The organism is Tetragenococcus solitarius NBRC 100494 (assembly GCF_001544195.1).
Lineage (GTDB): Bacteria > Bacillota > Bacilli > Lactobacillales > Enterococcaceae > Tetragenococcus > Tetragenococcus solitarius.
Genome location: NZ_BCPY01000015.1, coordinates 1 through 19828, shown reverse-complemented (window position 1 = coordinate 19828; position 19828 = coordinate 1). Strand labels below are relative to the sequence as shown.

Here is a 19828-nt window from a genome sequence, read left to right as displayed (position 1 = left end):
TCTAATTAATTTTTGAAAAACGTTGGTACAATTGCTCAAATACAATCATAAACTGTTCAACTTCTGCCATTGTGTTACTTTCATCTAAACTAATTCGGATTGCACAAGTGGCTAATGAACTAGGAACATTCATAGCTGCAAGCGTACTTGATTCCGTATTTTTCTTGCTCGAACAAGCACTGGTTGTTGACGTAATAATTTCTTTTTCTTCCAATGCATGCACTAGTACTTCACCGCGAATTCCCTTTAGTGCAATACATAAAATATGCGGTGCATCATTTTCACTAGGAGAAAATATGGTTACTTTATCAAAGGCACTAAGCCCACTTACAAGCGCAGCTTTTAAATTATCTAGATGTTCGGGACGTTGTTCTTTTTTCTCAATAGCTATTCGTAGTGCTTTCGCCATCGCAACAATAGCGGGTACATTTTCTGTCCCGCTTCTTTGTCCCTTTTCTTGACCGCCTCCTGTCAAAAGCGGCTGGATACGACGTCCTTTTTTCCAATAGATAAACCCTATCCCGCGAGGACCATGAAATTTATGGGCGGAAAAAGCGGCAAAGTCCACACGAGGCGTTAACCATTTTTCTATATCCACTTTAGCAATCGCTTGAACAGCGTCTACATGGAAATGTATCTTAGGAAATCTTTCTAACAACTTACTGATTTTCTGAATAGGTTGGATGGTTCCTATTTCGTTATTCACAGCCATGATAGAAACTAAAATCGTATCTTCTCTAATAAGTCCAGCAAGTTGGTCTACATCTACAAATCCTTCTTTTGTTACCGGCACTTGGTCAATTTCAAAACCAAAACTTGCCAACTGTTCAGCTGTTTTTTTCACAGCCGGATGTTCAATGCTTGAAATAATCAGATGCTTGCCGTACTCTTTTTTTTCAAAGGCCGTCCCTTTTAATACCCAATTGTCTCCTTCAGTACCTCCGCTGGTAAAAACAATTTCTTCTGCTGATACTTGCAATGAATCTGCAATTTGTTTTCTAGCTTGAGTTAGTAAGCGGTTGGCTTGTGCACCAAGAAAGTGTAAACTTGAAGGATTACCAAAGACACGCTGACTCGTTTTTTTATATGTATCTAAACTTTGTGGAAAAATTGCTGTTGTTGCACTATTATCAAAATAGATCATCTATATAAGATCCTCTCTTTAAAAATACTGTTTCATTATATCCAGAACTGTAATTAGTTTCAAGTTCGATGATTGCTACTACTATTCGTCTGATTCGAAGTAAAGGACACTACGCCTCGCTTTCGCTCGCCCTAGTACTGTTCATCAGCTACTCTCAGCTCCCTTTGGTCGCTGAATCGTAGTGATTCACAGCAAAAAAGCTGGAATGAACTTAAAAAAGTTCAAACACAGCTTTTTAAACAAATTCTTTTCGATTTTCATAGTAAAAGTCTTCAATCCGCTTAAAGGCACCCGGCTCTACTCGCTCTAAAGCTGTTCCAATTTCATCTAATGCATCCTTATAGCGGTATTCGTAATTAAATAAATCAAGCGCCCGTTCAATCGAAGCTCTTACTTCAGTATGTGAATGACGGTAACGATTGGCATGTTGCAGCATTTGTTCCGTCAAGGCTGCTTCATCGATCATATCATGCGTTTTTTCCGTTAATAGATTTAAATCTTCCTTACAAATAACTACCATTTCGTTGACTTGATCCATATCGACACGAATTTTGTTCAGTGAATCATCGAGTTCTTCTAATCGATCCGTTACTCCATAGAAAAAATCTAAATAATCACTAGGCAAGCCCGGCAAACGTTGCTTTTCAACAAACCGCTTTAAATTGCGTAATTTAAATTCAAGGTCTTCCGCTTGTTTCTGTGCCTCATTTTCCTCTTTACGTAAATCACGCATTGCCTGATCAATTTCCACTTGCTCACTTTCGATTTCGTCCAAAATCTTATAAGCCTCTTTATAAAAACTTTGCGCTTTAGAATAAGGAATTTCATGAGCTTCTAATTTTGGATCAACAGAATCATTACGACGAGCAACTTCTTCGATTTCTGTTTGAAAACCTCGTACTCGACCTAATTCGTTATGATTCAAAGTGTAAGTCTGCGATGTGTGATCAAGCTCGATTAGTAGCTGACGATTGTTATCAGTAGCGTGTTGAATATAGTCCGCAATGGCTTTGCGATTTTTTACGACATAACGTTTAGCGTCGATTTCACGTTCCATCACATCGTACAATTGATCAATTTCCTGCGCTGTTTCTTCATTTGCTTCCGCTACAGCTGTAATTTCAACTTTTTCTAAGTCTTCCAAGCCATTTGTCACTCGATGTTTTACATGCTGGATATTTTCCGCAAAATTTTCTACAGGAAGTACATACTCTTGATCCATTAATTGCTGATAGCCTTCTTCAATTTCTTCTAATTGTTCAGGAAATGTCTCATTCAGCTTTTCATATTCATCAGGAATTTTTTTCATCAGTTCTTCTAATTCAAAAGTATGTTTTTCAGCAGATTCTAGTACGTCATGAGCTTCTACCGGATCCCCTGAAGTATTCAATGTAACAAACTGCGTGAATTCATTCTCCACATTTTTTACTTGCTTTTGGACTTCAGCAAAAGCCGGTCCGAACTGGTCAGCTCGTTCTCTTAAAGCTTTTTTCATTTCTTCATAAACGTCTAAAGCTTGCTGAACTTTTAGCGAATTACGCTCTTCGCTTTCTCGTAATTCTTTAAAACCTTGACGCACCGTGCCAATTTCCTTTTCCATGCGATCCATGGTTTTCTGGGCTTTTTCTACTGCTGCTTTTGCTTTAACAAAACGAAAAGCTTCATTTAAATTTTCAATTTCAAAAATTTGGCTTTCCAATTCAGCAAACTCATCTGTAGAAAGTTTCTCCCATTTTTGATTCCATTCTTTAAAGGAACTTTGGCTTTGACCTACTAGATGCATTTTTTTGATTGCCTCTATATCCTCATTGATTGGCAAATCAAATAAAGCTTTTTTCCGGTCTTCTAAGGCTTTTAATTTCTCCTGATTTTTCCGGCGTATAAAAAAGCCAATACCATAAATGATCGCTGCAATCACTATAATTGCTATCACGATTCCCAAGATCAGATTACTTCCCATTTAGCTGCCTCCATTTTTGATCCCTTTCATCAACCTGTAATAAAGGACAGATGATTTTATTTACTTGAACACTAAATCCCATAGAGATACAGTCTTTTCTAAATAAAGACATCTAGCCTTAATTATAGCATAAAGACAGTCGTCAATCACTATGAACCCTTAAAAAAATAATACTTCATTATGGCAACTTTTTCAATTATTTCTCTCTTTTTTTGTCATATACCTATTACACTACTTGATTTATCATCCAATTACAGGTACGCTATTAAAAAAGTTTTTGAATTAGACGGGCGGAGATAACACATGAAAACAACAAAATTTGGCGGTAGTTCACTGGCAAATTCAACACAATTAAAAAAAGTAACAGAAATTATCCAATCAGATAATACACGACGTTTTATCGTCGTTTCTGCTCCTGGAAAACGATTTGCAACAGATAAAAAGGTAACAGATTTGCTGATTGAATTCTATCAAAAACGATTAAAACATGAAGCAACGGATGAAATTATTACCACAATTTATAAACGCTATGAAGAAATCGGCAAGGATTTCCAAATTGAAGAAAACATTCTAAATCAAATTTACCGATCATTGGAAAATTTAAAAGAACTTCCCATGAAAAATAACCCGCATTTTTTTGATGAGATTTTATCCAATGGGGAAAATAATAACGCCAAACTGGTTGCAGGTGTTTTACAAGCTGAAGGAATCAATGCTCGCTATATTGATCCTCAAGAGCTAGGTATTATTGTTACCGATGAACCTTTAAATGCACGCATTTTAATGATGTCTTATAAACTAATCCATCGTTTTCGTAATAGTCCAGAAGTTTTAATCATTCCGGGATTTTTTGGCTATACTGAAAAAGGCGAGATTTGTACTTTTTCACGTGGAGGTTCGGATATTACAGGTGCGATCATTGCAGCGGCAATGAATGTTGATTTATATGAAAACTTTACTGATGTCGACGGTATTTCTGCTGCTCATCCGGGTTATATCCATCATCCCGAGCCTATCCGCAAAATCACATATCGAGAAATGCGGGAATTATCTTACGGTGGTTTTTCTGTTTTTCATGATGAAGCGTTAATGCCCTCTTATCGTGCTAAAATCCCAGTTGTCATTAAAAATACTAATAATCCTAACCATCCCGGAACTTTAATTACTAATGAACGGGAAAATAAAGAACAGGCAGTAGTTGGCATCGCAAGTGATAGTGGTTTTAGTATGATTTATCTCAATAAATACTTGATGAACCGTGAAGTTGGTTTTACGCTAAGAGTTCTAGAAATTTTTAAAGAATTCAATTTAAATTATGAGCATATGCCTTCAGGAATTGATGATATCTCCATTATTTTACGTTCTAATCAGTTAAATCCTCAATTAGAAGAAGAGTTACTGCGAAAAATCGCTTATGTTATCGATCCAGATGAGCTTCAGATTATCCATAATCTTTCTATGGTCATGATTGTCGGGGAAGGAATGAGACAAAGAGTCGGCAGTATGGCAGAAAGTACAGCAGCATTAGCTAGAAAAAAAATCAATATCGAAATGATCAGTCAAGGTGCTTCTGAAGTCAGTATCACATTTGGGATTCATCAAGACCGCGAACAAGATGCTATTCGAACGTTATACTATACTTTCTTTGAATGAAAAAGCCGACTGGGGTTGCCAGTCGGTTTCTTTTATTATTCAATTGTCACCCATTTATAATCGTATTTAGCCCCTGCACCGTGAGAAACAATTCCTTTGACGTTATCAGAAATTAAATGACCTTCAGCTTTCTGATAGACTGGAATCACACCCATCTCTTCATTTAAAATGTGTTCTGCGTCTAGTAAGTCTTGGAAACGTTCTTCAGGTTCATTGGCATGCGTGGTTGCCGCTTCTTTTACTAATTTATCATATTCATCATTGCTCCAACTACCGTGGTTATATGAATTTCCTGTTTGGAATAAATCAGTAAAACTGCTAGGATCCGCATAATCAGCACCCCAACCACCAAGAAGAGCTTCAAAATCGCCTTCAGTACCACGATCAAGCCGAACACTAAACGGTACTGTCGTTGTAGTCACCGTTAAGCCATCTAACTCGCCCCAAGCGCCTTGGACATATTCTGCTACTTGTTTTGCACCATCCTGGTCATCGGACAATAAATCAACTTCTAAGGAATCAACACCTAACTCATCTTTTGCTTTTTCCCAGTATTCTTTTGCTTTATCTACATCATATTCAAGCGTAGAATCTGAAACTTCAGTAAAATCTTCTCCTGATTCTGGGTCTGTCCCCGTTCCTTCAGGTACCAAATTAGTAGAAGCGATCGAACCATCTCCTAAAACTTGATTTACAATAGATTCCCGGTCTAACGCATAAGATAGAGCCAAACGAAGATTTTTATTTCTAAATGGGGAATCTTCATCTTCTTCGTTCAGTTCAATATAACTTGTCCGTGATTCTTTTATTGATTGATATTCCGGATTATCTGCGTTTTGCTGAGCTAATTCTCCTGTAAGAACGACATCATCTGTTTGTCCATCATTAAATAGATTTAACCCAGTCGTCGCTTCTTTTACTACTGAAACATTAATTTTGTCTAAATTCACGTTATCTTGGTCCCAATATTCTTCATTGGCTGTATAACTCCATTCAGTATCTGAACCAGAGCCTTCAAATTCAGTTAAAGTAAATGGTCCATTATAAACGGAATCCTCATCCGTTTTCGCGTAATCTTCTCCCTTTTCTTCTACTACATCTTGTGGTTGAGGAAAGAAAGAAGGAAAAGCTAATAAATAGTCAAAAAAAGGAGTTGGCGTATCTAATCGAACTTCCAATTCATAATCATCTACAGCTTCAATTCCTAATTCAGATGGTTCCTTATCTCCTTCAATAATATCATTGCCGTTTTCGACATAACCATAAAGGTAAGCATACTCTGCTCCAGTTGCTGGATCTGCGGTCCGTTGCCAGCCATAAACATAATCCTCTGCGGTTACTGGGTCTCCATTGGACCATTTCGCATCTTCTCTAAGTTTTATTTTATAAGTCAAACCATCATCTGAGACTTCAGCCATTTCAGCAGCTCCAGCTGGTTGTGGTTCATCATTTTTATCTAAACGATAAATTCCTTCATAAACATTATTAAGAGCTGTGAAACTAACTGTATCTGTAGCTAATGATAAATCAGCTGAAGGCATTTCTTGTACGACAGATAAATTAAATTCTTGTTCACCACTACCTCCATTACTTCCACCCTCGCCACTATCTGTTGTATCTCCCGTACTACAAGCTGCTAATAAAGCAACGCTAACAAAAATGAGCCCTGCTAATTTCCCCTTTTTCATTCAATCATCCCTTCATGCTATAAGTTTCACTTATTTAATATGAGTAATATTGTACATAAATTCTAATCGTTTTGCAATCTATTTTTCAGAAATTATTTTATTTTCTAATTTATCTAAAAATTCATCCATTAATTATCAGATAAGCGTATTCTTTTAAAAATAAAAATAATCGCGTATAATTGTCATTAAGAAAGGGAGGATGTCAAATGGCTTGGGACATGAATGATTATCCAGCATCAATGAAAAGTTTGGACAAATTGGTACGTAAAAAAGCAATTGATATGGCAAACGCTTTACTACAAGATGGTTATCCAGAAGGCCGTGCGATTCCAATTGCAACAGAACAAGCACAGAAATGGTATGATAATGCAAGTCCAGAAGAAAAAGAGTCCTTTAAAAAAGCAAAGTCCCCTCAAAAAAGCGACCAGCATGGCGGATCTAAACGAAGTGGAAAATTGTTAGACGCAGACGTTGAGGTCAAATACAATGAGGATAACCAATGGGAAGTTATTTCAAAAGGCGCAAAAAAACCAAGTGAAACGTACGATACAAAAGATGAGGCAGTGGATCGTGCGAAATATGTGGCAAAAAACAAAGGAACGAAAGTCGATATTTATAAACAAAACGGTGAATTACAAGAATCGTACGATTATTCCGAGAATAAATCATAGTATTTCCATTTACTAGCAAAAACTTCTCCTGGTATTAAATCAGGAGAAGTTTTTCAATTTTAATTTACTATACAACGGAATTATACTATTTAGCTTTCACGTGCTATTTCCTCTTTTAAGCTAACTTACACGGCTAATAAATTTTCAAAATGTCCTCTTAAAGTTTTTTAGCAAATTAGCACATAAAATTGCAGAAACTACGTACTAAATTTGACTCCATCATAACCAAACAAATAAACTATTGGTTACAAGGTAAAAATAAGACAAAAATACCCGAACTGTAGTTGATAAAATTTGCCGATTATCGTTAAATTATGACGAGTAGCCCCAAAAAACTTTCTGTAGTTCGAATATTTTACCATCAAAAGAAATTACTTTGCGTTCTTTCTTATTTTTTTACTGAAACCCATTTATAGTCATACTTAGGACCTGCACTATGAGATACAATCCCCTTCACATTGTCAGATACCATGTGTCCTTCTGCTTTTTGATAAACTGGAATAACTCCCATTTCCTCGTTAATGACCTTTTCAGCTTCGATTAAATCTTGAAAACGTTCTTCAGGTTCATTTACGTGTGTTGTTGATGAAGCCTCAACCAATTTATCATATTCATCATTCTTCCATTTGCCAAAGTTATAGGCACTCCCAGATTCAAACAGATCAATGAAAGTGCTAGGGTCTGCATATTCAGCGCCCCAACCGCCAACAACAGCGTCAAAATCGCCTTCAGTAGAACGATCAATACGAGCAGTAAAGGGGACTGTAGTTGAGTTAACCTTCATACCTTCTAGTTCTTCCCAAGCTCCTTGAATATATTCTCCGACTCTTTTTGTAGAATCTGTATCTTCAGCTAACAAGTCAAATTCTAATGAATCAATCCCTAATTCATCCTTTGCTTTTTCCCAATGTTCTTGTGCTTTTTCTGGGTTATATTCAAGTGTAGACTCCGAAACTTCTGTAAAATCTTTATCAGTATTTGGATCTTTTCCAGTCTCTTGCGGTAATAAATTAGTAGAAGGTTCTGAACCATCGCCTAATACTTGATCTACTAAAGACTCACGGTCTATAGCATAAGACAAAGCTAAACGAAGGTCTTTATTTTTAAATGGAGAATTTTCATCTTCCTGGTTTACTTCAACATAAGTGGTGCGCGCACTTTTAATCGATTGATATTCTGGATCATTTACATTTTGTTGCGCTAACTCCCCAGTAAGGACAACATCATCTGTTTGTCCATCATTAAATAAATTCAAACCTGTTGAAGATTCTTTAACGACTGAAACATTTATTTTATCTAAATCTACATTATCTTTATCCCAGTACTCCTCATTTGCTGTATAACTCCACTCAGTATCTGAACCAGCTCCTTCAAATTCGGTTAAGGTAAATGGTCCATTATAAACGGAATCGTCGCCCGTTTTTGCGTAGTTTTCCCCTTTTTCTTCTGCTACATCCTGCGGTTGAGGAAATAAGGAAGGGAGCGCTAACAGATTATCAAAAAATGGCGTTGGGTTATCCAATTGGATTTCCAATTCATAATCATTTATTGCCTTAATTCCCAACTCTGAGGGTTCTTTGTCCCCTTCAATGATCTCATCTCCGTTCTCAACATAGCCATAAAGATAGGCGTATTCCGAGGCAGTTTCTGGGTCTACCGTCCGTTGCCAACCATAAACATAGTCATCGGCTGTCACTGGATCGCCATTAGACCATTTGGCGTCTTCTCTAAGTAAGTTTTATATTGTAAGTCAATCCATCTTCTGAAACTTCAGCCATTTCAGCTGCTGCAGCTGGTTGTGGATCATTATTTTCATCTAAACGATAAATTCCTTCATAAACATTATTAAGCGCTGTAAAACTAATTGTATCCATTGCTAATGATAAATCAGCTGAAGGCATTTCTTGTACGATCGACAAATTAAATTCTTGTTCATCATTTTCTTCTTTCTCACCACTTTTTGCTTTATCGCCTGTAGTACAAGCGCTTAATAGTAGAGCACTAACCATCACAACCCCAAATAACTTTTTCCTTTTCATTTAAACATCCTTTCTTATATAACCTAAGTTTGTTGATATGACTAATATTGTACAAAAACTAACATTATTTTTCAATTTATTTTCCAAAATGTTTTCTATTTTCTGATTTATCTAACAATTTAAATTAAAGTTTAAAAGCAAAATAAACAATTACAAAAATACTATAACCCCATTGTTAATAAATCATAGGATTTCTATTTATTAACAGTGGGGCTATAACATAAATTCTTTGGGTAATAAAATATCCGAGCTATATTCGATTTTGATTGACTAGTCGTGTCGAATTTACGACCAATTCCTGCTGGATCACAGGGAAAATCTCTTTATAGTTCAGATATTTTTGTCTTATTTTTACTTATGTAGCAGTTTGCTTAATTTACCATACAATAGAATCATGCCAACTTGATTTTTAGGTGCTATTTGTATGTTTCCATACTATTTTAGCCTTTCTGTACGCTTTTTCTGCATTTAAAGCAATACTTTTAAACTAGTGTACTTTCTTCATAATTTTCAGCAAATCTAATTAAAGAAACTCTTTCCTCTTATGAGTAGCCGCTCTTTTATTTACTATTTTTCGTTTGTCGCAACAATTCCTCTTTAATTTTTGCTTCTGGTGCAAAGTCTTTCTCCCAATTAGCTGGTTTCAACACTTTATTTGTTTTTGGGTCATAATGCGGTTTTCCATCAGGAAACAATTTTCCCATATTCGCTCGATGAACAATCTCCATTATTGGTTTGGGATCTACGCCTAATAACACAAAAGAACCGTAAGTAAAATACAAAAGATCTGCCAAAGCATCAACTTGAGCGACTAATGGCTCAACCTCTTTAGCAGACGACTTACTCAGAACCTTTTCTTTAGCTTCTTCCATTGCTTCATGCAATTTATCTACTAGCTGCAAAAATTCTTCCTCATCTTCAGAACTAGCTGCATATAATAATTCAACAAGTTCTTCTACTTTAAAACCCGCTCGATGCAGTGCTTTTGTTTTAGTAAAAGCTGTCGGTTTATCAGGTTGTTGCGGATTAAATGTCTTATGAAATTCTTTTGCCATTTCAAATGGTTCCAAAAAAATCTTCCTTCCTATTCATTTATTAATTGAAAGTCACGCAAAGCAACGACAATACCCTCTTGATCATTTGTTTTAGTCACATAATCAGCCAACTGTTTGGTTTCTTTCGGTGCATTTCCCATAGCAACACCCACGCCTGCACCTTGGATAATCTCATTATCATTTAAATGATCGCCAAAAACCATAGTTTCATTTAATTGAATATCTAAATGATGGACTAAAGATTTAAGTCCTATCACTTTTGAGCTGTCTTTAGGAACTATATCCACTGAATAAGGGTTGGAACGTTTCAAATCACAATGCGGCAGTGCAGCTACCAACTTTTCTGTCTCATATTCCGCACTGAGCATTACACACTGGTAAATGGGCTCTTGTAAGTTGGCAAGATTGGCATAGCGTTTTTTGCGACGGTTTGGGCTATATTTTTGCAAAAATAATTTCATTTTACGTATAGGAAACTTGGCAGGAATAAAACGTAAAAGGCGTAGTGATAATCGTGACTGCCCGAATCGCATCGTCCAACTACCGATAGACCGCTTTTTTCCGCATAAAATCATTTGCCGAAAATGACGATCGGCATAGTCGATAATTTCAGCTAAAACTTCTGGCTCAAAAGGGCGCGCATAAATGATCTGTTTCTTGGTGTAAACCAACTGCCCATTATATGCGATGAATAAATCAAAAGGCAGATCTTTCAAGATATGAGCAATACTTGACGGCGTACGAGCGGTAGAAACTCCGCAAACAATCCCCTTCTTGTGAAGAGTACGAATAGCTTTTTTCGTGTTTTTAGTAATCTTTCCTTTACTATTTAAAAGTGTACCGTCAATATCAAAAAATACGGCCTTTATCATTTCATTCACCAACTTTTTAAAATAAGTCTAACTGACTTGGATTTAAATTCTCAAAATCCAATTGCAATAAATCCTTAAACTGCAGAGCGTTTTCTGCCGCATCTCCTCCTGCATTATTGTTAAAAATAACAGAAATATTTTCACTTTGTTTTTTCACCTTAGTAACAATATCACGGAGATTTTCTAATTCTTCTTTATTATAACGATAATTCGTGCGTAAACGTTTGGCATCAGGTCCTGTAGCGTTCCACCCTACATCATTTCGTCCATGAAAACGCAGAAAGACAAAATCTGGGTTTGTTACGTATTCATCTAAAGGAATAGTAGTAGTCAGCTTTTTAGGTTCATCCACAATGACCAATGAAAATCCCTGTTCTTTCATAAAAGCTCTTGTCTGTTTAAGCAGACCGGCATCATACCAAGTATTATTACGAAGTTCAACGGCAATTGGCGTAGCGGGAAACAACTGACGTAATTTTCTTAAATAATCTACATTTTCTCGTTTACAATCAAAAAAAGGCGGAAATTGAGCCAATAGACAAAACAAATGGCCAGTGTCAATCATGGGCCGTAAACTTTTTAAAAACTGCTCAGCAAGTTCACTCAGTGTATTTTCTCCTGTAAGTTCTTCGTGCATAGTAAAAACCTTTGGGAGCTTCATAATAAATTGAAAGGACGCTGGCACCTGATTTAACCAACCTTTCACATAATCTAGTTTTGGAATAGCATAAAAACTGGTGTCCATCTCTACCAGTGGAAATGAAGCAGCATATTCAAACAAGCTGGTTTCTTTTTTACCTGTTAAATACGTATGTTCTTTAAAACTTGTACATCCAATAGCAATCATTTTATTTCCTTCTTTATTTTAAAGTTAGCACTATTATAAAGAGAAAAATTAGATGACGCAACAAAATCTAAAGGACGGTGTTTTCTTTCCACAGCTTTTACGATAGAATTGTTAAACCAGCAAAAAAGAAAGGTCGAGATCAATGAAACAAATTCTTGTTTTACATACTGGCGGTACAATTGCTATGAAAGAAAATCAACTCACTGGTAGTGTGAGTCCTGATACACAAAACCCGTTATTAAATGCCCCTATTACTTTACCAGAGGATGCAGATTTAATCGTGGAAGACATTTTTAACTTACCAAGCCCTCATATTACCCCCGACCATATGCTAAAAATTAAAAATCGTATTCAAAAAGCTTATGAAAAGGGAATCGATAGTGTTGTTATCACCCATGGAACCGACACTCTAGAAGAAACCGCTTATTTTTTAGACATCACTATCGGTCATTTATTGCCTATTGTTCTTACCGGTGCAATGCGTTCTAGTAATGAACTAGGCAGCGACGGTTTATATAATTTTGCCAGTGCTATTCGAGTCGCCGCTTGCCCTGATGCTAAGAGGCAGGGGGTACTTGTAGTAATGAATGATGAAATTCATGCAGCACGATATGTAACCAAAACTCACACCACAAATGTAGCGACTTTCCGTACTCCTTCTATCGGTCCTGTGGGGATGGTTAATAAAAATGAAATTTTATTTTTGCAAAAAACATTGAACACACAATACGCAGATGTCGATTCTATTTCTGGATTCATTCCAATTTTAAAAGCCTATGCCGGCATGAATGGTGAACTGCTAGAAGGATTGACACATACCTCTTTAGATGGCTTAGTTATCGAAGCTTTAGGCGCAGGTAACTTACCGCCAGAAAATATCAAGCCCCTACAAAAAATGTTGGCCGCGCACATTCCAGTAGTTTTGGTTTCCCGCTGCTTTAATGGTATTGCCGAGCCAGTCTATGATTATGCTGGGGGTGGTATTCAGTTACAAAAAATGGGCGTTATTTTCTGTCCGAATATTAATAGTCAGAAAGCTCGGCTCAAATTGCTCGTTGCCAACCATCTTCCATTAGAAAGAGAACAATTAGTCCATTTTATGCAACATTAAAAAACACACTGTTAACTAGAAGATTGTAGTGACCCAAAAATTAAAACTAAACTCAAACTTCTGAGGGCCGCTCCTTTTTCTTGTTAACAAGTGTGCCTTTTTTATCTTGCTTGCCAGTTAATTTCTGCCTGGCAATAGGTTTTATCTGCGATTTTGACCGCGTGTAATGTTTTCTTGCCCTGATCTTGATCGACAATTTCATATTGACTTTCAATAAGATTTCCGTATTCAACTTCCTTATCAAAACGTACATTCATATATTTAGGTTCATAAGTAGTCAAAAAGTCGTAACCCAATCCATCAATTAACCAGTTAAAGTATACTGCATTATTAACATGATGATTACTATCAATATCGTAAAAACGCACGCGGTAAGGAACGCTTTGAGGATCTTCCAAAGTCTCTATTTTTGGCGGACGCTTAATTTTAGTGATCTTTTCACTTTCAAACGGTGCAATAATCTCTTGTGTGACACTGCTAATTTTACGTGTTGTATAATCCATCAATGAAAAGATGGATTCAATACGTACTAGTTCTTCACCAGATTCCGTTGTAATCCAAAAATTTCGATAACAAAAATATTTATTATATTCCATCGCTTGTGTTGTAATCTCTACTTTTTCATTTACTTTAGGCAAACGGGATACGAAAACTTCATATTGGGTAATAATCCAGGTTACACCAAGAGATTGAATATAATCGTTTCCTCGGTTTAATAAATCACTTTGTTCTTCAGATACTTTAATTACAATGGCAATCATGGTGGAAAGTTTTATGGTGTGGTTTACATCACATTCGTAATAAGTAATCTCATGCGGTCTCGTATATTTTGCTCCCAAGCCAGCAAAGCCTCCTTTAGAAGAAATAAAATTCAATAATATAAGTATAACAAAATCTTTTTTATTCGTCTGTCCTTTCTCATATTTTTTGTATTTTCTAATAAAAAAAGAAGAGCACACGCACTCTTCTTTGAACGATATTTTACTATTTGATTATGCTTCATTTTCAGTAACTACTTGATCTGAATCATTTAATGTATCGCGATCTAAATCATGGAGCCTTGCGCTTGTTACAACACCGGCAACCATACTATCACTAACGTTTACCAAGGTTCTAGCCATATCAATCAATGGTTCAACTGAAATAACAAGACCCACAATAGCAACTGGTAAATTCATTGAACTTAATACAATCAATGAAGCAAATGTTGCACCGCCGCCAACACCAGCTACACCAAATGAACTGATTGTTACGACCAAGATGAGCATCAAAATAAAACGCCAGTCAAAAATATCAACGCCGGCATTGGGTGCCACAATAGTAGCTAACATTGCAGGATAAAGCCCAGCACAACCATTTTGTCCAATGGAAATACCAAAACTACCGGCAAAATTAGCTGTTGCATCTTCTACGCCCAAAGCCTTGGTTTGAGTTTGTAAGTTCATTGGTAACGCACCAGCACTTGAACGAGAAGTAAAAGCAAAGCTCAAGACTGGGAAAGATTTTTTAAAGTAAGTCAATGGATTTACTCGTACAGAAGCCAATAATAAACTATGAACGAGTAATACAATCATTAAACCTACATAAGAAGCAATAATAAATGTACCTAAGTTAACAATTGCGCCAAAGTCACTTGTTGCTAAGACATTTGTCATCAAAGCAAATACGCCAAAAGGTGTTAGACGTAAAACAAGCGTTACAATACGCATCACGATATTATATAGACTTTCAATAATACGGTTGAACATATCTGCTTGTTCTGGTGCTTTGCGTTTAACACCCAAATAAGCGATACCGACAAAAGCAGAAAAGATCACAACACCAATCGTAGAAGTATCTCGACTCCCCGCTAAATCAGCAAATACGTTCGTTGGAATAAAGGAAAGTATTTGTTCGGGAATCGATAAGTTTTGAACTTCTGATTGTTGTTCAGTAATTTCAGCGATCCGACTGGATTCTTCAGCGCCTTGCGCAAATTGCGCGCCATCCAAATTAAACAACATCACCATTGAAATACCAATCAATGCAGCAATAGCAACTGTACCTAATAAAGTTGCTAACACTGAGAAACTGATTTTTCCAATCTTAGAGCTTTCCTTCATACGAGTAAATGCACTCACGATGGAAACAAAAACCAGTGGCATGATCAGCATTTGAAGGAAAGCAACATAGCCATCCCCGACAATAGTCATCCAATCAAGCGATTGTTCAACCACTGGACTTTCTGTTCCAAAAATTAACTGTAAAATACCGCCAAATAAAATTCCGGCAAAAAGTCCTGTAAAGACTCTTTTGGAAAACTTAACGTGCTTTTTATGCATACGATAAAGTACATATAAAACTGCAACAAATAAAAGTAAAACAATTACAGTGAGCAGATTTGTCATTTAACATCCTCCTCTATATTTCTACGTTTATAATGACAAGTCCGTCAAGGGAAGTAAAGGTTCCTAGTGACCATTCTTCAACAGTACACTCTAATGAAAACGCGTGTGAAAAAATCATTAGTGACGGTTTCATTATAACGAGGAGTCTTCTGGATGTCTAATATTTTCACTTTTGTTTAGTAAGTTCCTATCTTTTAGCTTTTATAAAGTTATGCTATAGTAATGACGGATGTAGTAAAGGAGGCATTTTCGTGGAAAAACAATCCAATGATTTAACAAAACAATTTATTTTTTTACTGGCAGCAACTTGCGGAATTGTTGTTGCTAACATGTATTATGTGCAACCAATTGGCACACAGGTCGCCGAAAGTTTTCAAGTAAATACCAGTGCAATCGGCAGTGTCACTATGTTAACACAAGTAGGTTATGCTTTAGGTTTATTATTTATTGTACCTTTAGGAGATGTTTTAAATAAACGTCGACTCATTATTTCAATGGCTGCCTTATCTTCTTTATCTTTGTTAGCAGCTTTTTTTGCGCCAAATTTTCAACTATTTATTATTTCTGCTTTTGCCATCGGCTTACTTTCTGTCGTTCCGCAAATTATTATCCCCTATGGTGCCGTACTAGCAGGACCAGAAAAACGCGGTCAAGTAATGGGAAAACTTTTAAGCGGCCTTTTAGTTGGAATTTTGCTGTCAAGAACGTTTTCTGGTATTATTGCTAGTTTTTTACCCTGGCGTTCTGTCTATTTAATTGCGCCTACAATCATCATTTTATTAACAATCTTACTTACCATTAAGATGCCAAAAGACACAACCAAAAATACGACTCTTTCTTATATGGCTTCTTTAAAAAGCATTCCTTTATTGGTTAAAAGCCAAAGAGTATTGCGTGAAGCTGCTGTCTCGGGTTTCTTTATGTTCGGTACCTTTTCTATTTTTTGGTCGACACTGATTTTTTATATTAGCAGCCCTGTTTACCATTGGGGAACTTTTGAAGCAGGTATACTAGCTATCTTTGGTTTAGCTGGAGCACTCGCAGCTCCTATCGTAGGCAAACTATCCGATCAATATGCTCAAAGAACGATTGTATGGATGGGCCTTTTAATGCAAACGATTAGTTTTATTATCTTACACTTTTTAGCAGCACATATTTTCCCATTAGTATTATCCATTATATTACTAGATGTCGGTAACCAATTCGGCCAAGTAGCCAATCAAACACGCGTACAAAACCTCGGTGAACAAGTTAGCAACCGGAACAACACCGTATTTATGTTTTCTTATTTCATTGGCGGTGCTTTTGGTTCTTTTCTAGGCACTACGATGTGGGGAGTAGCTGGTTGGTCTGGCGTTACTTTAACCGCTCTATTATTCCAAGCATTAGCCATCATTTTTCATTTTGGTGTTTTTCGAAAGCAAAATAAAAAATAGATAGTAACTTTATAGGACATCACTTTTGCAATCTATTGGCTAGAATTAATTTATAAGACATAAATAAAGAAAACTATTGGCCCGGCACGCCAAATAAGACATTAATGGGCGATTTCTATGTCCGATAACTGACAAAAAAGCATTAAAATTCACTTTTCTAGCCTAAATGAGACATAACTTCCGTAATCTATTGCCCTGAAAGAAATCATGAGACATTAATTACAAAGATTTTTGTCCCATAATAACGAAACGGACATAAATCGGCAAGACTAGTGTCCCTTATAATCATAAATACTACAAAAATAGCAAAACAACGAAAAATATTTCACGCATATAACGAGAAAACAAAAGGCAAGCTTTTTAGGTTTTAAACAACCTCTAAAAAACTTGCCTTTTTTGTCTCTTATTCAATTAAATGTACTACAAACGTTGTTATGCCAAAGCTCCCATTGGATCCCATGGATCTAAAACGGTCGGGTCTTTTTCATAAGCTGCTAGTTGTTCGTCAGTTAATAAGTCTTTTCTAACCACAATTTGGTAAGTGTATTCGTCCATCCAAGCATCGCTTGCGACAAAAAAGCCCTTGTCTCCGACTTTATCTCCCCAGCTGTTTTCTACTTTCCATTTCGTTGATTTACCATCAACAATGTCTACACCTGTAAGTACCATAGCGTGGGTCATTAAACTTTCCCCGTAATCCAAACGTTGAGCTTTTGTCATAGTAAAATCAACATCAAATAGTTCATTCATATCATAAGTATCAATAGACATAATGCCATTTTGTCTATTTGATGATTGACCTACATCACAGCCAAACCAAACGGATTCACCTTGCTGTAATTGTGCAACAGCTAATTTTTTGAAGGTATCCATATCAACATTCAAATATTTTACTTGTTTACCACCCACAACATTGCCTAACATCTCTACTGTATAAGAATAATTATAAGGTTTGTCATCCGTTGGCGCATTAATGATAGGAATATAATTATCTAAATCCACACCCACATATTTATCATAGAAAGATTTAGGTGTTAAATCACGATCTATATGGTATTCCTTATTTTCATCGCGATATTCAAAATCAAAAGATGTTGGGGGTGTTCCCAAGGAAATGGCTAATATATTATAAACTTCTTGCAACATTTCCTCTTTTTTCTTTTGAATCTCACTTTCAGAAACGCCATCAGTAACTAATTGACGTAATGTTGCAGCATCTTTGCGCAGTTTTTTATTCAAGTAATTATTCAAATCACGTGAATTAGAAGAATTACTACTTTCTGGCATTGCTGCTTTAGGTACCACACCATATTTATTAAAAAGTGAAACCATCATATCCCATTGCCCACCATCTTGTTGGGGCGTTTCTAATAAAAAGGATACCTTACGGCTTGTTACCTTTTGATCCGCTGTTGCTAAAATGTTTTCATAAAAATAATTGGATTTTTCATATTTATCCCAGAAATTGGTATAATTTTGTGATAACTCAAAGTCCTTCAGACCAAAGTGATCTAGGATTTTATGACGAAAGGTGTTAAGCGCTGCAAACATCCAGCAACGTCCAGACTGTTTTTGGTTTGCGACACTTCCTGTTTTTAAATCAATTGAAAAAACGGGCACATTGTTTGATTGTGCAACGATATTTTCAGCTGAGTTGGTAATCCCATTTTTAACAACTGCATTTTGTATTGCTTGTTGTTTTTTATTTTCTTTAAAATCTGCAGCAAATTTTGCTGTCAATTCCTTTTTAATTTCAGCCATTTGTCCATCTCCTTTAAAGCTCTATCTTTTCATTGTACTCTTACTATTTAGTAAAAACAACTAGCTATTACTATTAGATGGCGTTGTTTTTTTCTTATTTCCTAAAAAATACTGTTCAATTTTATTATAAATTCTTCCCACTGGCTCACTGGCTAATACAGTTGTTAGTAAAATACTAGCTAAAGCTAAAACAACAAACCCCGGAAAACCTAAACGGATATTTTCTAAGTCAAAAGCACGCATTCCCCGAATAAAGAAACCATGTAAAAGATAAGCGATTAATGTGTATTTTCCTTTTTTAGTATAACTTTTTTCTCCTGTTGGAACCAAAGAAAAAAAGGCTAGCATGCCAATAATTGCCAACGTAAAGGTAACAATACGCACTAAAAAGCCCCATTCAGGAATGTTTAAAAAATCATCATAAGGTTTTGAGCCAAAAAACATATATTTGTTTACTTCATTTAAATAATTGACTAAAGCATAGATAAAAACAAATCCCAGCGCAAACAATTTTTTATATCTGAAATTTTTAAAACGCTCGGCAAAATCTTTGGGAAAATAATAGCCAATAATAAAAAATGGTAAGAAAACGGCTGTACGCTGCAAGGTCAACTCACGACCAATAAAGGGGGTATATCCGACTAGTAAGCTGATAAGTATACTTATCGTAATTCCAGCCGACGGACGTATTTTTCGGAAGAAATACAAAGAAATCTGCCAGAAAAAGGAACTGATCAAAAACCATAGCGACCAATTGGGGACATCCAATTGGAAAGTGAAATTTTCCTCTGCTCCTGATAAGCGATTGAAAAGCGAATAAGACCATTGAAAAAATATATAAGGTACAATAAATTTTTGAAAATTTGTCGCCACTGGATCTTTTTCAGGACTAAATGACTTGGCAAAAAAACCTGAAATGAAAATAAAAGCTGGCATATGAAAAGCAAAGATCGTGTAATATAAATCGTGATTCCATTGCTCATTTTCAATAAAAGGCTGCATCATATGCCCGAAGACCACTAAAATCATTAACAAAAATTTGGCATTGTCAAAATAAGGGTCTCTTTTTTTCTGTACCATGTAACGCAATCACCAACTTTTCTACTAACTATTTTGTAATCTATTGGCATTATACCTGAAAATTGTTGCAATTTAATTTCAGTTTTATGAAAAAACAGCAAATTTTTTAAGCGATTCTCTTTAG

General features: G+C 35.9%; 14 protein-coding genes and 1 pseudogene. 4 read left to right on the top strand and 11 right to left on the bottom strand.

Going from position 1 to position 19828, the window contains the following annotated elements:
* Position 1: 1 nt before the first annotated feature.
* A complete protein-coding gene (locus TS1_RS06040; protein ID WP_068708831.1) occupies positions 2-1144 on the bottom strand; it encodes a cysteine desulfurase family protein in 1143 nt (380 codons plus the stop codon).
* A gap of 235 nt (positions 1145-1379) precedes the next feature.
* On the bottom strand, positions 1380-3104 hold the full coding sequence (locus TS1_RS06035; protein WP_068708829.1) for a septation ring formation regulator EzrA: 1725 nt from the start codon (positions 3102-3104) through the stop codon (positions 1380-1382).
* Between the two features lie 303 nt (positions 3105-3407).
* On the opposite strand from TS1_RS06035, the gene TS1_RS06030 reads away from it, so the two are divergent.
* The gene (locus tag TS1_RS06030; RefSeq protein WP_068708827.1) at positions 3408-4757 is read left to right on the top strand and encodes an aspartate kinase; all 1350 of its coding nucleotides are present in this window, start codon (positions 3408-3410) and stop codon (positions 4755-4757) included.
* Positions 4758-4792: 35 nt separating this feature from the next.
* Here the strand turns inward: TS1_RS06030 and TS1_RS06025 are convergent, their stop codons facing one another.
* Positions 4793-6445 carry a peptide ABC transporter substrate-binding protein gene (locus tag TS1_RS06025; RefSeq protein ID WP_068708825.1) on the bottom strand — a complete coding sequence of 551 codons (1653 nt, stop codon included), beginning with the start codon at positions 6443-6445 and terminating at the stop codon, positions 4793-4795.
* Positions 6446-6651: 206 nt separating this feature from the next.
* Between TS1_RS06025 and TS1_RS06020 the strand changes: the two genes are divergently transcribed.
* Complete coding sequence (locus tag TS1_RS06020) at positions 6652-7116, top strand: DUF2188 domain-containing protein (protein ID WP_068708823.1); 465 nt, start codon at positions 6652-6654, stop codon at positions 7114-7116.
* 388 nt (positions 7117-7504) lie between these two features.
* Here TS1_RS06020 and TS1_RS06015 read toward each other — a convergent pair.
* The 4 genes and pseudogenes from TS1_RS06015 to TS1_RS06000 all read right to left on the bottom strand — a co-directional run bounded on the left by TS1_RS06015 (position 7505) and on the right by TS1_RS06000 (position 11929).
* A pseudogene (locus tag TS1_RS06015) lies at positions 7505-9155 on the bottom strand (ABC transporter substrate-binding protein).
* A gap of 560 nt (positions 9156-9715) precedes the next feature.
* Positions 9716-10210, bottom strand: a complete 495-nt coding sequence (locus TS1_RS06010; protein WP_174519328.1) for a pyrophosphohydrolase domain-containing protein — start codon at positions 10208-10210, stop codon at positions 9716-9718.
* A gap of 29 nt (positions 10211-10239) precedes the next feature.
* On the bottom strand, positions 10240-11082 hold the full coding sequence (locus tag TS1_RS06005; protein WP_068708819.1) for an HAD-IIB family hydrolase: 843 nt from the start codon (positions 11080-11082) through the stop codon (positions 10240-10242).
* A gap of 16 nt (positions 11083-11098) precedes the next feature.
* A complete protein-coding gene (locus TS1_RS06000) occupies positions 11099-11929 on the bottom strand; it encodes a DUF72 domain-containing protein (protein ID WP_068708817.1) in 831 nt (276 codons plus the stop codon).
* Between the two features lie 142 nt (positions 11930-12071).
* Here TS1_RS06000 and TS1_RS05995 point away from each other — a divergent pair, with 142 nt between their 5' ends.
* Positions 12072-13040, top strand: coding sequence for an asparaginase (locus TS1_RS05995; RefSeq protein ID WP_068708815.1), 969 nt, complete (start codon positions 12072-12074; stop codon positions 13038-13040).
* 101 nt (positions 13041-13141) lie between these two features.
* Here the strand turns inward: TS1_RS05995 and TS1_RS05990 are convergent, their stop codons facing one another.
* Together TS1_RS05990 and TS1_RS05985 are read right to left on the bottom strand one after the other, a co-directional pair.
* Positions 13142-13879, bottom strand: a complete 738-nt coding sequence (locus TS1_RS05990) for an acyl-ACP thioesterase domain-containing protein (RefSeq protein ID WP_068708883.1) — start codon at positions 13877-13879, stop codon at positions 13142-13144.
* 153 nt (positions 13880-14032) lie between these two features.
* Positions 14033-15427, bottom strand: a complete 1395-nt coding sequence (locus tag TS1_RS05985) for an L-cystine transporter (RefSeq protein WP_068708813.1) — start codon at positions 15425-15427, stop codon at positions 14033-14035.
* Between the two features lie 251 nt (positions 15428-15678).
* Between TS1_RS05985 and TS1_RS05980 the strand changes: the two genes are divergently transcribed.
* Positions 15679-16863 (top strand): MFS transporter, encoded by a 1185-nt coding sequence (locus TS1_RS05980; protein WP_068708811.1) that lies wholly within the window; start codon positions 15679-15681, stop codon positions 16861-16863.
* Positions 16864-17295: 432 nt separating this feature from the next.
* Here the strand turns inward: TS1_RS05980 and TS1_RS05975 are convergent, their stop codons facing one another.
* Positions 17296-18624 carry a C1 family peptidase gene (locus TS1_RS05975; protein WP_068708809.1) on the bottom strand — a complete coding sequence of 443 codons (1329 nt, stop codon included), beginning with the start codon at positions 18622-18624 and terminating at the stop codon, positions 17296-17298.
* 60 nt (positions 18625-18684) lie between these two features.
* Positions 18685-19704, bottom strand: a complete 1020-nt coding sequence (locus TS1_RS05970) for an acyltransferase family protein (RefSeq protein ID WP_068708807.1) — start codon at positions 19702-19704, stop codon at positions 18685-18687.
* Between the last annotated feature and the right edge of the window lie 124 nt (positions 19705-19828).

Coding starts and splice junctions, on each gene's coding strand:
- TS1_RS05995 (WP_068708815.1), top strand. CDS start 12,072: ATGAAACAAATTCTTGTTTTACATACTGGCGGTACAATTGCTATGAAA.
- TS1_RS06030 (WP_068708827.1), top strand. CDS start 3,408: ATGAAAACAACAAAATTTGGCGGTAGTTCACTGGCAAATTCAACACAA.
- TS1_RS05970 (WP_068708807.1), bottom strand. CDS start 19,704: ATGGTACAGAAAAAAAGAGACCCTTATTTTGACAATGCCAAATTTTTG.
- TS1_RS06010 (WP_174519328.1), bottom strand. CDS start 10,210: ATGGCAAAAGAATTTCATAAGACATTTAATCCGCAACAACCTGATAAA.
- TS1_RS06035 (WP_068708829.1), bottom strand. CDS start 3,104: ATGGGAAGTAATCTGATCTTGGGAATCGTGATAGCAATTATAGTGATT.
- TS1_RS06005 (WP_068708819.1), bottom strand. CDS start 11,082: ATGATAAAGGCCGTATTTTTTGATATTGACGGTACACTTTTAAATAGT.
- TS1_RS06020 (WP_068708823.1), top strand. CDS start 6,652: ATGGCTTGGGACATGAATGATTATCCAGCATCAATGAAAAGTTTGGAC.
- TS1_RS06025 (WP_068708825.1), bottom strand. CDS start 6,445: ATGAAAAAGGGGAAATTAGCAGGGCTCATTTTTGTTAGCGTTGCTTTA.
- TS1_RS06040 (WP_068708831.1), bottom strand. CDS start 1,144: ATGATCTATTTTGATAATAGTGCAACAACAGCAATTTTTCCACAAAGT.
- TS1_RS06000 (WP_068708817.1), bottom strand. CDS start 11,929: ATGATTGCTATTGGATGTACAAGTTTTAAAGAACATACGTATTTAACA.
- TS1_RS05985 (WP_068708813.1), bottom strand. CDS start 15,427: ATGACAAATCTGCTCACTGTAATTGTTTTACTTTTATTTGTTGCAGTT.
- TS1_RS05975 (WP_068708809.1), bottom strand. CDS start 18,624: ATGGCTGAAATTAAAAAGGAATTGACAGCAAAATTTGCTGCAGATTTT.